A 14,599-nucleotide genomic window follows, 5' to 3' on the forward strand; every position below is an offset into this window, starting at 1 on the left:
CGGTAAACTCGGTGGATTTCGCAGGAACCATGGATGTAGGTATGACAGAAGCAACCACCCACTTCGGCTTTACCCAGGTGGCCGAGATGGAAAAAGAGGCCCTGGTGGCCGGCGTGTTCCACTCGGTGGCCGCCAAGTATGATCTGATGAACGATCTGATGTCCTTCGGCATTCACCGCCTGTGGAAGCGCTTTGCCATCGACTGCGCGGGCGTGCGCCCCGGTCACAAGGTGCTGGATCTGGCCGGTGGCACCGGCGATCTCACCGCCCGCTTCTCCCGCATGGTGGGGGACAAGGGCGAGGTAGTGCTGGCCGACATCAACGACTCCATGCTCAAGGTGGGCCGCGACAAGCTGCGCAACCTGGGGCTGGTGAACAACATCCGCTACGTGCAGGCCAATGCCGAGGCCCTGCCCTTCCCGGACAACCATTTCGATCTCATCACCATCAGCTTCGGGCTGCGCAACGTCACCCACAAGGACGCTGCCCTGGCCTCCATGTTCCGGGTGCTCAAGCCCGGCGGTCGCCTGCTGGTACTGGAGTTCTCCAAGCCCACCCAGCCGCTGATGAGCAAGGTCTATGATCTCTACTCCTTCAACGTACTACCGCGCATCGGCCAGCTGGTGACCCAGGATGGCGACAGCTATAAGTACTTGGCCGAGTCCATTCGTATGCACCCGGATCAGGAGACCCTCAAGAGCATGATGGAAAACGTCGGCTTCGAAGAGGTCAGCTACTACAACCTGACCCAGGGCGTGGTCGCCCTGCACCGCGGTTACAAGTTCTAAACGAGGAATCCCATGCCCCTGCCCAGCCTGCTGCTCGCCACCATCGAAACGGCCATCAACCAGCTACTGGCCCTGGATCCCGCCAGCCGGGCCCGCGGCGAGCACCTGGCCGGCAAGCGGGTGCAGATCCAGCTGCGGGAGTTCACCCCTCCCCTGTGGCTGCTGTTCAGCCCGGGGCGGGTGGACTGCCTGGGGCAGTATGAGGGGCAGGCCGACGCTAGCCTCTCCCTCTCCCTGGCGGCCCTGCCGCTGCTCAAGGACCCAGGCCTGCTGACCCGCTACATCCGCGAGGAGAAGCTGGACATCAGCGGCGATCCCGGCCTCATCAACGCCGTGGCCGTGTTGTTCGGCCGGCTGGAGATCGACTGGGAGGAGCAGCTGTCCCACTATACGGGTGACGTGCTGGCTCACGGCCTGTGCCGTGGCCTGCGCCAGCTGCATCAGGGGGCCAGCCGCCAGCTGGAACTGCTGCGCCAGGATCTGGCCGAATACATCACAGAAGAGGCCCGGCTGGCACCGGGACCGCTGGAGGTGGCGGCCTTCTGCGACGACGTGGACGCCCTGCGCCGCCGCTTCGAGCAGACCCAGTTGAGAGTGGAGCGCCTGCTGCACCAGGTGGCGCCATGAGACCGGCGGAGCTGCTGCGGGCCTACCGCATCGGCGCCGTGCTGCTGCGCCACGGCCTGGATGAGCTGATCCCCCGCGCCCTGCGCCCCTGGCCGGTGCGCCTGCTGCGCCACAGCCTGTTCTGGCTGGGCAACCGCCACAAGGACCAGTCCCGCGCCACCCGCCTGCGGCTGGCCCTGGAGGCTCTGGGCCCGGTGTTTATCAAGTTCGGTCAGATGCTCTCCACCCGCCGGGATCTGCTGCCGCGGGATCTGGCCGACGAGCTGGCCCTGCTGCAGGACAGGGTGCCGCCCTTCCCCGGCGAGGCGGCCCGCGATCGCATCGAGGCCAGCCTGAAACAGCCCATAGAAGCCCTGTTCGACGAGTTTGACATCAGCCCCCTGGCCTCCGCCTCGGTGGCCCAGGTGCACACCGCCCGCCTCAAGAGCACGGGTGAAGAAGTGGTGCTCAAGGTGATCCGGCCGGATATCCGCCCGGTCATCGACGCCGACCTGCGGCTGATGGCCGCCCTGGCCGGCTGGGTGGCCTGGCTGTTCCCCCGCAACCGGCTGCGGCCGGTGGAGGTGGTGGTGGAATACCGCAAGACCCTGGAGGCCGAACTCAACCTGATGAGCGAGGCGGCCAACGCCATCCAGCTGCGCCGCAACTTCGAAGGCTCCCCCGAGCTGTACGTGCCCAAGGTCTACACGGATTTCTGCCGGCCGGATCTGCTGGTGATGGAGCGCATCTACGGCATCCCGGTCTCCGACAAGGGGGCCCTGGAGGCCAACGGCACCAACCTCCAGCTGCTGGCCGAGCGGGGGGTGCGGGTCTTCTTCACCCAGGTGTTCCGCGACAGCTTCTTCCATGCCGACATGCACCCGGGCAACGTCTTCGTCTCCTACCTGCATCCCGAAGATCCCCAGTGGATCGGCATCGACTGCGGCATCGTCGGCACCCTCAACCGGGAGGACAAGCGCTACCTGGCGGAGAACTTCCTGGCCTTCTTCAACCGCGACTACCGCAAGGTGGCCGAGCTGCACGTGGCCTCCGGCTGGGTACCGCCCGAGACCAAGGTGGAGGAGTTCGAGGCTGCCATCCGCACCGTGCTGGAACCCATCTTCGCCAAGCCGCTGGCGGAGATCTCCTTCGGCCAGGTGCTGCTCAACCTGTTCAACACCGCCCGTCGCTTCCACATGCAGGTGCAGCCCCAGCTGGTGCTGCTGCAGAAGACCTTGCTGTACGTGGAAGGGCTGGGCCGCCAGCTCTATCCCCAGCTGGATCTGTGGCAGACCGCCAAGCCCTTCCTGGAACAATGGATGCGCCAGCAGATCGGCCCCCAGGCCGCCTGGACCACCATCAAGGAAAAGGCGCCTTTTTGGGCGGAGAAGCTGCCCCAGCTCCCCGACATGCTTTACGATGTGCTGCAGCAGGCCCAACGCCAGCAGCACCAGTTCGACCGCCTCTACCGGCAGTTCCATCACCAGCAGCAGCGTCAGAGCCGCAACCGCCTCTGGCTGGTGCTGGGCACCAGTCTGCTGCTGGCCGGCGTGCTGTTATTGAATGGCCCCAACGCTCACTGGGCGCCCTGGAGCCTGGCGGGCGCCGCCGTCAGCTGGCTGCAAGCCTGGCGCAGCAGTCGCCTGGGCGCCTAGATCTCGGTGACCCCGAGCGCATAGACAAGGACAGATCATGAATTTTGGCATCACAGAACTGCTGCTCATCGCCCTCATCGTCTTCCTGCTGTTCGGCAGCAAGAAGCTGCGCGGCCTGGGGGGCGATCTCGGCACCGCCCTCAGAGACTTCAAGCGCGCCATGAAGGGTGAAGAGAAAGGCGACGAGAAGGACGGCGGCAAGTCCGACGATCACAACGATCCGCAACCGCCCAAGGCCTAAGCCATGTTCGATATCGGCTTCTGGGAGCTGGCCCTGGTGGCCCTCATCGGCCTGGTGGTGCTGGGCCCGGAGCGCCTGCCTTCGGCGGTGCGCCTGGTGGCCCGCTGGCTGCACGCCGCCCGCAGCACCTTGAACAACGTCAAACAGGAGCTGGACCGGGAGCTGCAGATCTCCGAGCTGCAACAGCAGCTGCGGGAAGCCCAGACCCTGCAACCGACCCGCCCCGACAGCCCGCCCGTGGCGGATGAGCCCGAGGCCGCCGAGGATGCCGCCATGGCCCAGCTGCGCGACGCCCCTCCCCATGCCCCGGTGCAACCGGCCGATCCCCAGGAGCACAAACCCTCATGAGCCAGGAATCACTGCCGCTCATCGCCCATCTGGTGGAACTGCGCCGCCGCCTGCTGCTGGCCCTGGCCGTGGTGGGTGGCCTGTTTCTCGCCCTGTTTGCCTTCGCCAACGACATCTACCACTTCCTGGCGGCGCCCCTGCTGGCGGCCCTGCCCCAGGGCGGCACCATGATCGCCACCGGGGTGGCCACCCCCTTCTTCATCCCCATGAAGCTGACCCTGTTCGTGGCCTTCTTCCTGGCCATCCCCTGGGTGCTCTACCAGATCTGGGCCTTCGTGGCGCCAGGTCTCTACAAGCATGAGCGCCGGCTGATCCTGCCGCTGGTCATCTCCAGCGCCCTGCTGTTCTACCTGGGGCTGGCCTTCGCCTACTACGCCGTCTTCCCGGTGATCTTCGGCTTCTTCAGCGCCACGGCCCCCGAGGGGGTGACGGTGGCCACCGACATCGCCAACTACCTGGACTTCGTGCTGGCGCTGTTCTTCGCCTTCGGCCTGGTGTTCGAGATCCCGGTGGCCATGATATTGCTGTGCCGCAGCGGCGTGATCGCCCCCGACCAGCTGGCCCGCCAGCGTCCCTATGTCATCGTCGGCGCCTTCGTCGTCGGCATGTTGCTGACCCCGCCGGATGTGCTGTCCCAGACCCTGCTGGCCATTCCCATCTGCCTGCTGTTCGAGCTGGGACTCTGGCTGGGCCGGCTGACGCCGCCGCCCCGGGATCCCGAGGATGCCGAGCATGATTGATATCGGCGTCAACCTGACCAGCGAACAGTTTGCCGGCGACGAGGCGGTCGTGGTGGCCGAGGCCCAGGCCGCCGGCGTCCGCACCCTGCTGCTCACCGGCACGGATCTGGCCGATAGCCAGGCCGCCGCCGAGCTGGCCGCCCGCTGGCCCGGCGTCTGTTACTGCACCGCCGGAGTCCATCCCCACGATGCCAAGTCGGTGGCGGACGGCTGGATCACCCGGCTGGAGGGCCTGCAGGCCCTGCCCCAGGTGGTGGCGGTGGGGGAATGCGGTCTGGACTTCAACCGCGACTTCTCGCCGCGGCCGGTGCAGGAGGCGGTGTTCGAGGCCCAGCTGGCCCTGGCGGCCCGCCTTAAGCGGCCGCTGTTCATGCACTGCCGCGATGCCCATGACCGCTTCGCCGCCCTGCTGGCCCCCTGGCGATCGCAGCTGACGGGCGGCGTGCTGCACTGCTTCACCGGCGACCGGGCCGAGCTGGAGCAGTGCCTGGCGCTGGACTTGCACATCGGCATCACCGGCTGGATCTGCGACGAGCGCCGTGGCCAGGCCCTGCGGGAGCTGGTACCCCTGATCCCCGCCGGCCGCCTGCTGATCGAGACAGACGCGCCTTATCTCATCCCGCGGGATCTGAGCCCCAAACCCAAGAGCCGGCGCAACAGCCCGGCCCACCTGCCCCACATCGCCGCCACGGTGGCGGCCCTGCGGGGCGAATCCCTGGCGGCCTTGCTGGCCCACACCAGCGCCGCCGCCCGGGCCCTGTTCCAACTTGACGAGGCAATGTCATGACCCAGTATGTCCACAGCCCCTTCCCCGCCAGGCGCCCGCGCCGCCTGCGGGCCCACGACTTCAGCCGCCGCCTGGTGCGCGAGCAGGTTCTGACGGTGGATGACCTCATCTATCCGGTGTTTGTGCTGGAAGGGGAGAACCGCCGGGAACCGGTGGCCAGCATGCCGGGGGTGGAGCGGCTGAGCCTGGATCGGCTGCTGAGCGAAGCCGGCGAGCTGGTGGCACTGGGCATCCCCGCCATCGCCCTGTTCCCCGTGGTGGGGCTGGAAGCCAAGAGCGAAGCGGCCGAAGCCGCCTGGGACGACCAGGGGCTGGTGCCTACCGTGGTGCGGGCCCTCAAGGCCGCCTATCCCCAGCTGGGCGTCATCACGGATGTGGCACTGGACCCTTACACCTCCCACGGTCAGGACGGCCTGCTGGATGACACGGGTTACGTGATGAACGAGGCCACCACGGACGCCCTGGTGCGCCAGGCCCTGTCCCACGCCCGCGCCGGCGCCGACGTGGTGGCCCCGTCAGACATGATGGACGGCCGCATCGCCGCCATCCGCCAGGCCCTGGAGGATCACGGCTTCGTCAACACCCAGATACTGGCCTATTCCGCCAAATACGCCTCCAACTACTACGGTCCGTTCCGCGATGCGGTGGGCTCGGCCGCCAACCTGGGCAAGGCCAGCAAGGAGACCTACCAGATGGATCCGGGCAACGGTGACGAGGCCCTGCTGGAGGTGGGCATGGACCTGGCCGAAGGCGCCGACATGGTGATGGTCAAGCCCGGCATGCCCTACCTAGACGTGGTGCGCCGGGTGAAGGAGCAATACGGCGTGCCCACCTTCGCCTATCAGGTGAGCGGCGAATACGCCATGCACATGGCCGCCATCCAGAACGGCTGGCTGAAGGAGCGCGAGTGCATCCTGGAATCCCTGCTCTGCTTCAAGCGCGCCGGGGCCGACGGCATCCTCACCTACTTCGCCAAGCGGGTGGCCCAGTGGCTGCAGGAGCCCAAGATCTAGTTCGCCGGCAGGAGAGGATATCACCCCCCAAAAAAAGAGCGCCGAACGGCGCTCTTTTTTGATCATCGGTTGGCTTACTTGGTCAGGGTGGCGGTCACCTGCTTGTCGCCATAGCTCAGGCTTACCTGATAGCCCTGATTGGCGGTGACGCTGGCAAACTCACCGTGCAGCTGGCCGGCGCTGACCAGGGTCAGGCGGGTGCCGGAGGCGGGCTGGTAGTCGGACAGATCCAGACTCAGGCTACCGCCATCCAGGTAGAGGGTGTTGGCCACGCTCAGCTGGCTGTCGTCCTCGTCCAGGGTCAGGGCCAGGGTGCCGGCGTCCATGGTCAGGCTGCCGCCCACCACCAGGGTACCGCTGGCATCCACCGCCAGGGTGCCATCCTGCACATAGACATCGCCGCTGCCGAAGGCACTGGTAGAGGTGCCTTCCAGGGTGCCACCCTGCAACAGGGTGCCGCCGCTGTAGCTGTTGCTGCCGGTCAGGGTCAGGGTGCCCGTGCCCTGCTTGGTCAGCAGGCCGCTGCCGCCGATGTCATTGCGCCACCAGTCATGGGTACTGAAACGGCCCTGGCTGGCATCCATGTTGACCGTCACATCCCCCAAGAAGGCGCCATAGCCATCGGCGGCGGTGACATAGTCCAGCCGCCCCCAGCCATTGGAGCCATCCAGCACGGCGTAGCCGGAGTCCACTTCCGTGGTGTAGAGCACGGCCCGGCGCTGGGCATCGCTCAGGTAAGGCAAGCGGGTTTCCAGCAGCACCTCGGCGCCTTCCGGCACCACAGGCGCCTGGCCGGCCTTGCTGGTGTCCTGGGTGAAGCCATAGGTCATGCGCCAGCGGTACAGGGCCTTGACCGCATCGTGATCGGCCCAGGCATCGTCGCTGTCGGCCACATGGGCCAGCTGATAGATGGTGTCGTCACCGGCCAGGGCGCCAAAGTAGTCGCCGGCGTTGGCATAGGCCGCCTGCTTCAGCTCGGCATTATCGCTGTTGTAGAGGGCGGCGGCGGCCACCACCTGCGCCTGGATACGCCCACCTATCACATCCAGCGGCGAGTGCATGCCGGCCAGGATGCGGTTTTCCCCCAGCTGGGAGCCACGGGTAATGAGTTCGGCAAAGCGCTCCGGCAGGGCGTAGGCATAGGCCCAGGCCGCCAGGTAACCGGCATTGGTGTGGCCGCTGGGATAGCCGCCATCCTTGCCCAAACCAGAGGTGGAGCGCACATATTTGAGGGACGGCACCACGCTGACGCTGGTTTCATAGACGGGGAAAGTCTTGTCGCCCAGGGTCTCGGTCTGATCGGTCAGGGCCACCACCTCACCGTCATCGTTCATCCGCCAGGGACGCGGTGAGGTGAAATAGTACTTTGCCGGCGAGGTGGAGGCGGAGCTGTTGCGTAGCAGGGCCACCAGATCCACCACCTTGCCCAGGGCGGAGTCGCTGCTGCCCTTGGCGGCGTCATCATCGCCCCCCTCTTCGTAGGCGATAGCCTCATTGGCGTTGAAGTAGGCGCTGTCATTCAGGTCGCGCTCCAGATCCGCCACCGTATGGTTGACGTTGGAACGGGCACCGGACCCCGCCAGGTAGTCGTGGGTCAAGGGGCCCATGCCGTCAATCACGCTGAAGTTCTTGTCCCGGCGATCATCCAGGTAGGCCTCCAGGGCCTGTTGGTAGGTGCGGGCCTGTGTCACCTTCACCACGTAGGCGATGTTCTCCCGCCAGACGGTGGGATCCACTATGGTGACGTTGGAGAAATCGGACGGCCCAGAGCCATTGGCCCCGCCGCTGGCCCAGGCCTCGTCCCCCAGGGTCCAGATCTGGCTGAAGCCGGAAAGCACCTTGATCACAGGGTTGTAGGCTATGTCGTACTTGTTCACCGACTCGCCGGTGGCGGCCTTGCCGTTGTTGCCCGTGATGTTGTCCACCGCCGGCAGCGGATAGCTGACCGCCGGCACCGGCACACTCAACTCACTGCCCAGGCCGGTGGGCACGGCGGCCTTGGTCACCTGAGTGCTGTTGGCGCTATCGCTATCATTACAGGCCGCCAGGGCCAGGGTGACCGCCAGGGCCGTCACCGACGGGGCAAGACGCAGTAATCTCATGGAAAAACCTATTCCTTATATGGGTTTAGAGTGAATGCTCTTTAGCCGACCCAGTATTCCCAGCCTCTGTGACAGCCCAAGGTCAGCCCAATGACAACCCCATGGCGCTTTGATGACGCCGCGTGCCCGGCCCGACCCGGGGCTATCCTTTAAGAAAACTGGTCGGAGGTCGTCATGACCCACAACTACCCCGTGCTCCTGGTGCTGTTTGGCATAGTGGGGCTGCTGCTCGGCGCCCTGGTGCGGCGCAGCCTGCGGCACAGCCCCCTGCCCTACAGCGTGGCCCTGCTGCTGATGGGGCTGCTCATCGGCCTGGCCAGTCGTTATTGGGGTGACCCCCAGGCTGCCCTGACCCAGGGGCTGGATCAGCTGACCCGCATCGAGCCCCACCTGCTGCTGTTCCTGTTTTTGCCCACCCTGATCTTCGAGTCGGCCTTCGCCATGGAGACCCACCTGTTCCGCCGGCTGGCCAACCAGATCGCCCTGCTGGCCATCCCGGTGCTGGTGGTGGCTGTGCTGCTCACCGCCCTGCTGCTGCGCTGGCTGCTGCCCTGGGAGTGGAGCTGGCCCCTGTGCCTGCTGTTCGGCGCCCTCATCAGCGCCACGGATCCGGTGGCCGTGGTGGCCCTGCTCAAGGAGGTCAGCTCCCGCAAGCGGCTGGAGACCCTGATCGACGGCGAGTCCCTGCTCAACGACGGCACCGCCATAGTGCTGTTCAGCCTGTTTCTGGCCATGCTGACCGGGCAGGCCCAGATGGACCTGGTGGATGGCAGCCTGGAGTTTGCCTGGGTGGTGCTGATGGGCGGCGCCACCGGCCTGCTGGTGGGGGGCCTGGCCCTGTGGTGGATAGAGCGCATCTACAACGATCCCCTGGTGGAGATCAGCATCAGCATCGTCTGCGCCTACCTGGCCTACTTCCTGGCCGAGCACCTGCTGCATGTCTCCGGGGTGGTGGCGGTGGTGATACTGGCCCTGCTGTTTGCCGGGCCGGGCCGCACCCGCATCTCGGTGGAGGTGGCCCAGTTCCTCCACCACTTCTGGGAGATCAGCGCCTACATCGCCAACACCCTGATCTTTTTGCTGGTGGGCCTCATCATAGCCCTGCGGATCTCCGAGGGCATGCTGGCCTGGTGGTGGGTGCTGGGGCTGCTGTATCTGGGGGTGTTCGTCATCCGGGGCGCCGCCATCGCCCTCTTCATGCCCCTGCTGGGCAAGGTGGGCATGCCCATCAACCGGCAGAAGGCCATGGTGCTCACCTGGGGCGGGCTCAGGGGCGCCGTCTCCCTGGCCCTGGCCCTGACGGTGGCCAACCAGCCGGGATTGCCGGCTGAGGTGGGGGATCAGGTGCTGTTCCTGGCCGCCGGTATCGTGCTGCTGTCCATCGCCATCAACGGCACCAGCATGGGCAGCCTGCTGGCTCACCTGGGCCTGAATCGCCTGCCGCCGGCCAAGCAGGCGACGGTGGCCAGCGCCCGGCGGCGCATCGCCGAGCAGTTGAGTCGCCAGATGGCGGATCTGCAGGCGGACCCCCTGATGGCACGGGCCGACTGGCGTCAGGTCAGTCACAGCCTGGCGCTGGAGGAAGCCCCACCGCGGGAGTCGCTATCCGAGAGCAGCCCGCAGGATAATCGCGAGCTGGCGGTGGCCTATCAGCGGCGCATCCTGGAGGCGGAGCGGCGCTACTACTGGCTCCTGTTTCGGGAGGGGGCGCTGGAGCGCCACGCGGTGCGCCACCTGACCGAGGCGGTGGAGCACGCCCTGGACGGCGAGCCCTGTATCGGCCCGCGGGTGGAACTCTACCGCCTGTGGGGCACCCCGCCCCTGCTCAGGCTGATGGGCGCCCTGGGGCTGCAGGGCCAGGCCCGCTGGCTCAACCGCTGGCTGCTGAGTCTGTCGTTCGGCCGCATGGCCCTGGGTTACGAGGTGGCGCGGGGCTTCATCCAGGCCCAGGAGGAGATGAGCAGCACCGCCGAAGCCCTGAGCCCGTCGGACGCCCTGACCCAGGAGGTGCAGGCCCGCATCGCCCTCAACAAGCAGGAGGCCATCGCCATGATACGCCAGCTGCAGGAGAGCTTTCCCGAGGTGGCCTACAGCCTGGAGACCCAGACCGCCCGGCGGGTGATGCTGAACAAGGAGCGCTATCTCATCGAACAGCTGGAAGCGGAGGCCAAGCTGGAGAGTTCGGAGGCCCAGAAGCTGGTCCGCGACGTGGAGAGCCGGCTGGCCGGGCTGCGGCACATGCCGCGCTTCGACACCCCCACCGACTTTCGCCCCATCCTCAAGCAGGCGCCTTGGCTCGCCGGCGTGCGGGAGAGCAGCCTGCAGGCCCTAAGCCACTGCGTCCGCCGCCGCATCCACGCCCAGGGGGAGCAGCTGCTGCACGGCGGCGCCCCGGCGGAGGCCCTGGTGGTGCTGGGCCGCGGCCACCTGCGCTGTGCCGGCCAGCCCGTTCAGGCCCCCGGCAGCACGCTGGGGCTGGAGGCCCTGCTCACCGGCCACTACGGCGAAACCCTCTACGCCGAGGGGCCCTGCGATCTGCTCTGGCTGCCCCTCAGCCAGGTGCGCAGCATAGCGGCGCGGGATCCTGTGCTGGCCCGCAACATCAGCGATGCCATCGCCGCTCAGCTGGCGCCGCAGCCTGCCCCGGGCTGACGGATCTCCTGGCGCAGCCAGCGGACGAAGCGCCCCACCGCCGGCCGGCCGGCGGACTGGGGCCGCTGCACCAGGTAGTAGGCAAAGGGGCTGAGCAGACCGATGTCAAACAGCCGGGTGAGTCGCCCGTCCTCCAGGCTGGTGCCCAGCAGGGAACGGCGGGCCAGGGCGATGCCCAGCCCCGCCTGGGCCATGCCCAGCAGTTGGCCGGCATCCGACACCATCATGCCGTAGCGCACCGCCAGATCCCCCTGCCCCGCCTTGGCCAGCCAGCCGGGCCAGTTCATGGTCGGCGGCGAGTTGTCCCGCAGCAACAGGTAATCAGCCAAGTCCGCCGGACTGGTCGGGGTGCCTTGGCTGGCCAGCAAGGAGGGGGCCGCCACCGGGAACAACTCGTCGTCCATCAGCCGCTCCACCACCAGGCCGGGATACTGGCCCTGGCCGAAGCGGATGGCCAGATCCAGGGCCCCCGCCGTCAGATCCTGCACCTGATCGCTCACCGACAGCCGCAGCTCTATCTCGGGGCAGCAGCGGTTGAAGCTGGGCAGCCGGGGAAACAGCCAGCAGCTGGCAAAGGACGGCAGCACGGTAATGGTCACCACCTGGTTGTCATGCCGTCCCTGGGCCTGCTGCCAGCCGGCCTGCAACTGGGCAAAGCCCTGGCTGAGGTAGGGCCGCAGCCCCTCCGCCAGCGGCGTGGGGATCAGTTGGCGGGCCCCCCGCACAAACAGCAGCCCCAGGGTCGCCTCCAGCTGCTTGACGTGCTGGCTCACCGCCGACTGGGTGATAAACAGCCGCTGGGCCGCCTGGCTGAAGGAGCCCGTCTCCAGCACCGCCTGCAACACCGCCAGCGCCTTCAGGCGGTGCATGAGATCTGACATAAGTTCACCTAATACCTATCGCAGTTTTTCCCGTTTGTTCGGCCAAGGGGCACCGACCATGATGAGCCATCATCGCATCAGAAAAGGAGGTGTGTCGATGGCCCAGTCAATAACCCAGGAAGGTCGCTTTTTGAGACCATTAGGAAGGCTTAAGTCAGGGGTTCGAGTCTTGCTGGCGCTGCTGCGCCGCTGGCGGCGCAATCATCAGGACAGGCTGGCCCTGAGCCAGTTGTCGGAACATCAGCTCAAGGACATCGGCATCAGCCGGGAGCAGTGGCAGGCGGAGATGAACAAGCCCTTCTGGCGCTAGCCAGAGCAGCCCAGCAGAGATGCTGGGCAAGCTACGAAACAATCCAGCCTTGGAATTGATGAACGACGCCGACCTGCTCACCAATTATTTTTTCTTGAGAGCCCTAGGGCGATTCTCTGAACTATTAAAAGTAACAACTGCATCCCACATTACCTCTCCAGATTCAGAAACGAAATTAAGCATGAACTCACGAAGCAGTTGTGATTTCTTCAAGGAAAAAGCATTTTTATAGGCTTCACCATGTGATATAGCAAAGACACCGATGGTACGAGCAATGCGAAGATAATAATCTGGTTCCCCAGTGAGCAATTGCCAAAATGCTTGACCTGCAAGCTTCTCAACAGGTGACTCGAGATTGGGACGCTTTCGACCGTAACCATAGCCTATAATTGGACGAAACTGTTTATTTAGCTTTTTCAACCTAGCCTGTAGAGCATCAAACTCTGTCGATTGCCCTTTTGTACTCTGAGAGTTAAAGATATTTTTCCCAGACTTTACAGAAATAGCGAGATAGGCTGTGGCCGTCTCTATTGCGACATCCTGTCCAGCTCCCGCACCTACAGAAACAAGCCTCCCTGTATCACCATGTTGATCTGACTCGCGTGCAGACCAAATGACCAGCGGCTCTAAGAAGTCGTTGCCAAAAATTGTTTCGTCAGAACTCGATACGCGTGCGGCAAGAAGTTGATCAATAAATTCCGCTGGATCATCAACGCCAATGGCTCGGTAAAGATAAGGGTTCTTATTGATGAGCGTCGTAAGTGTTAGTTTTTGTAAATTCGCAAATCGCTTCTGGTACAAAACATCAAGTAATTCACCAACTCTAGTTTTCAACTTTTGGTCATTGATCACGATAGCCTCGTTATAAATTTGAAATTTCTTTCATTTTTGCATGAACCGATGTTCCTCGCATCCGTTTGACTCGAATCTCAGAGTTACCATGGGCCACAGATAAGAGCATTTGGCCAATAGCTCGACCGAGTGGTACAGGAACAGCATTTCCAATCTGACGATAACAATCTGCCACTTTCCCTTCAAACTGCCATGTATCCGGGAATTGCTGTATTCGAGCATATTCACGAACGGAGAGCGGTCGAGTTTCTCGCGGATGACACAACACCGTAGCCTTCTGAACTGGTGTTGTTACTAGGGTTGGAGACGGTTCACTATAAGAGAGACGGCGAAAGAAACCAACTTTACCACCACCAGAATGGTAAGCACCGCCCATAGCTTCCTCGGTGACACTGGCAGGAAGAGATCGCCAATTTCCCCCTTCTGGAACCATCTTTAGATAGTGTGCAATTTTCGGAGAGAAGTTTGCATGCGAACCACACTCACTCTGAATATCTGCGATAGCATCATGTAGCGTTCTCCAACGCATATCAGGATCTTGGTGCATGTGAAAATGCGTTGGGGCAGGAATAAATATTGGTTCAGCATCCCGACTACCAATGATAATTAATCGTTCACGGAACTGGGGAGTGCCATAGTGAACAGCATCCACGAGCGCATGAACCGTATGGTATCCAATAGCCCTAAAGTGCTCTAGTATCACATCAAGCACTGGAACCGATTGTTTGTCCGTTGGGTCGGACAGCATCGAAATTAACCCTTTGACATTCTCCATAACAAAGAACCGCGGCCGGATCTCCGTGACAACATGCAAAAACTGTTCATAAAGTGTTCCCCTCGAATCTTCCACACCTTTGCGTTTTCCTGCTGTCGAAAATGACTGACACGGAGGGCCCCCGACTACGGCAAAAACATCTTCTCTGCGCAGTTTTCCGGCCGACAGAAGGAAATTACAGGCAGGATCATTGGCGATCAGCTCACGAATATCACCTTCTACCGCGACATGACCATTTCGACGAATCGTCTCGATACACCATTTGTCAAAATCTTGTGAAACTGCCACATGCAGTCCCGCCGATATTAGACCGAGGTCTAAGCCCATTGCTCCAGAGAATAATGAAACAACCGGAAATGCTGGAGTATTTGAGAGTGAAACAACTGTATTAGATTTAGTAATCATAGGGTATCCGATCGTTCAATTGGTTTCGCCATCCGGCGTTACTTTTTTTGCCTATCCGCATCACACAGGTCACGCTCGGAGCTCCCGCCAAATCGCCCGTTTTTACCCGCGCCACGCGGTTTTTTCGGCGAAATTTCAATGCGAGAAAACACCTCGTAAAAGTCGATACCACTGTCGGCCATTTCCCCCAACAATGCAGCAATGACACCAAGATGTGAAGGCACCTCACCCACCTTGGCGTAGTTTGATAGGGAAATTCGATTCATTTGAATCAGTTCAGCAAAGGATTTTATCGTCAAACCAGCTTTGCCGATGTGCCGTTGAAACTCGGTATAGGTCATGGTTCGAAGGATAGCATTGTGAGTTCGAGTCATCCATATATGATTACAAGTCATAGATAAATGACCTGCTGTCTATATGTATGTTAGCTGTCATAAATTTATG

15 protein-coding genes are annotated in these 14,599 nt (G+C 63.2%); 10 read left to right on the forward strand and 5 right to left on the reverse strand.

Annotation, left to right across the window (positions count from 1 at the left end; translation table 11 throughout):
- Nucleotides 1-41: 41 nt before the first annotated feature.
- The 8 genes from ubiE to hemB are packed head-to-tail and all read left to right on the forward strand — an operon-like array spanning nucleotide 42 to nucleotide 6,178.
- A complete protein-coding gene (gene ubiE, locus ABD847_RS16420) occupies nucleotides 42-788 on the forward strand; it encodes a bifunctional demethylmenaquinone methyltransferase/2-methoxy-6-polyprenyl-1,4-benzoquinol methylase UbiE (RefSeq protein ID WP_345014978.1) in 747 nt (248 codons plus the stop codon).
- 12 nt (nucleotides 789-800) lie between these two features.
- Nucleotides 801-1,415 carry a ubiquinone biosynthesis accessory factor UbiJ gene (locus ABD847_RS16425; RefSeq protein ID WP_345014980.1) on the forward strand — a complete coding sequence of 205 codons (615 nt, stop codon included), beginning with the start codon at nucleotides 801-803 and terminating at the stop codon, nucleotides 1,413-1,415.
- Nucleotides 1,412-3,049, forward strand: a complete 1,638-nt coding sequence (gene ubiB, locus ABD847_RS16430) for a ubiquinone biosynthesis regulatory protein kinase UbiB (protein ID WP_345014982.1) — start codon at nucleotides 1,412-1,414, stop codon at nucleotides 3,047-3,049. Before ABD847_RS16425 ends, ubiB begins: the two co-directional genes overlap by 4 nt.
- Before the next feature lie 37 nt (nucleotides 3,050-3,086).
- Nucleotides 3,087-3,290 carry a twin-arginine translocase TatA/TatE family subunit gene (gene tatA, locus ABD847_RS16435; RefSeq protein ID WP_345014984.1) on the forward strand — a complete coding sequence of 68 codons (204 nt, stop codon included), beginning with the start codon at nucleotides 3,087-3,089 and terminating at the stop codon, nucleotides 3,288-3,290.
- A 3-nt stretch (nucleotides 3,291-3,293) separates the two neighbouring features.
- Nucleotides 3,294-3,638 carry a Sec-independent protein translocase protein TatB gene (gene tatB, locus ABD847_RS16440; protein ID WP_345014986.1) on the forward strand — a complete coding sequence of 115 codons (345 nt, stop codon included), beginning with the start codon at nucleotides 3,294-3,296 and terminating at the stop codon, nucleotides 3,636-3,638.
- Nucleotides 3,635-4,378: a twin-arginine translocase subunit TatC gene (gene tatC / locus ABD847_RS16445; RefSeq protein ID WP_345014988.1), complete on the forward strand. Its 744-nt coding sequence runs from the start codon at nucleotides 3,635-3,637 to the stop codon at nucleotides 4,376-4,378. The genes tatB and tatC overlap by 4 nt, the downstream gene beginning before the upstream one ends.
- Nucleotides 4,371-5,165, forward strand: coding sequence for a TatD family hydrolase (locus tag ABD847_RS16450; RefSeq protein ID WP_345014990.1), 795 nt, complete (start codon nucleotides 4,371-4,373; stop codon nucleotides 5,163-5,165). Before tatC ends, ABD847_RS16450 begins: the two co-directional genes overlap by 8 nt.
- Nucleotides 5,162-6,178 (forward strand): porphobilinogen synthase, encoded by a 1,017-nt coding sequence (gene hemB, locus ABD847_RS16455; protein WP_345014992.1) that lies wholly within the window; start codon nucleotides 5,162-5,164, stop codon nucleotides 6,176-6,178. The genes ABD847_RS16450 and hemB overlap by 4 nt, the downstream gene beginning before the upstream one ends.
- A gap of 74 nt (nucleotides 6,179-6,252) precedes the next feature.
- Here hemB and ABD847_RS16460 read toward each other — a convergent pair whose 3' ends face one another.
- On the reverse strand, nucleotides 6,253-8,280 hold the full coding sequence (locus ABD847_RS16460) for a phosphatase PAP2 family protein (RefSeq protein ID WP_345014994.1): 2,028 nt from the start codon (nucleotides 8,278-8,280) through the stop codon (nucleotides 6,253-6,255).
- A gap of 174 nt (nucleotides 8,281-8,454) precedes the next feature.
- On the opposite strand from ABD847_RS16460, the gene ABD847_RS16465 reads away from it, so the two are divergent.
- A complete protein-coding gene (locus tag ABD847_RS16465) occupies nucleotides 8,455-10,932 on the forward strand; it encodes a cation:proton antiporter domain-containing protein (protein WP_345014996.1) in 2,478 nt (825 codons plus the stop codon).
- On the opposite strand, the gene ABD847_RS16470 is transcribed toward ABD847_RS16465, so the two are convergent.
- On the reverse strand, nucleotides 10,902-11,813 hold the full coding sequence (locus ABD847_RS16470; RefSeq protein WP_345014998.1) for a LysR substrate-binding domain-containing protein: 912 nt from the start codon (nucleotides 11,811-11,813) through the stop codon (nucleotides 10,902-10,904). The genes ABD847_RS16465 and ABD847_RS16470 overlap by 31 nt on opposite strands.
- Nucleotides 11,814-11,943: 130 nt before the next feature.
- Here ABD847_RS16470 and ABD847_RS16475 point away from each other — a divergent pair, with 130 nt between their 5' ends.
- Nucleotides 11,944-12,123 carry a DUF1127 domain-containing protein gene (locus tag ABD847_RS16475; RefSeq protein WP_345015000.1) on the forward strand — a complete coding sequence of 60 codons (180 nt, stop codon included), beginning with the start codon at nucleotides 11,944-11,946 and terminating at the stop codon, nucleotides 12,121-12,123.
- Between the two features lie 84 nt (nucleotides 12,124-12,207).
- Here the strand turns inward: ABD847_RS16475 and ABD847_RS16480 are convergent, their stop codons facing one another.
- Genes ABD847_RS16480 through ABD847_RS16490 form a run of 3 tightly spaced genes read right to left on the reverse strand, consistent with a single transcriptional unit; the run spans nucleotide 12,208 to nucleotide 14,496 of the window.
- Nucleotides 12,208-12,975: a PmeII family type II restriction endonuclease gene (locus ABD847_RS16480; protein ID WP_345015002.1), complete on the reverse strand. Its 768-nt coding sequence runs from the start codon at nucleotides 12,973-12,975 to the stop codon at nucleotides 12,208-12,210.
- Between the two features lie 10 nt (nucleotides 12,976-12,985).
- Nucleotides 12,986-14,155, reverse strand: a complete 1,170-nt coding sequence (locus ABD847_RS16485) for a DNA cytosine methyltransferase (RefSeq protein WP_345015004.1) — start codon at nucleotides 14,153-14,155, stop codon at nucleotides 12,986-12,988.
- 38 nt (nucleotides 14,156-14,193) lie between these two features.
- Nucleotides 14,194-14,496, reverse strand: a complete 303-nt coding sequence (locus tag ABD847_RS16490) for an XRE family transcriptional regulator (protein ID WP_345015006.1) — start codon at nucleotides 14,494-14,496, stop codon at nucleotides 14,194-14,196.
- Nucleotides 14,497-14,599: the final 103 nt, after the last annotated feature.

The sequence above is a fragment of the Pseudaeromonas paramecii genome, assembly GCF_039540575.1.
Taxonomy (GTDB): Bacteria; Pseudomonadota; Gammaproteobacteria; order Enterobacterales; family Aeromonadaceae; genus Pseudaeromonas; species Pseudaeromonas paramecii.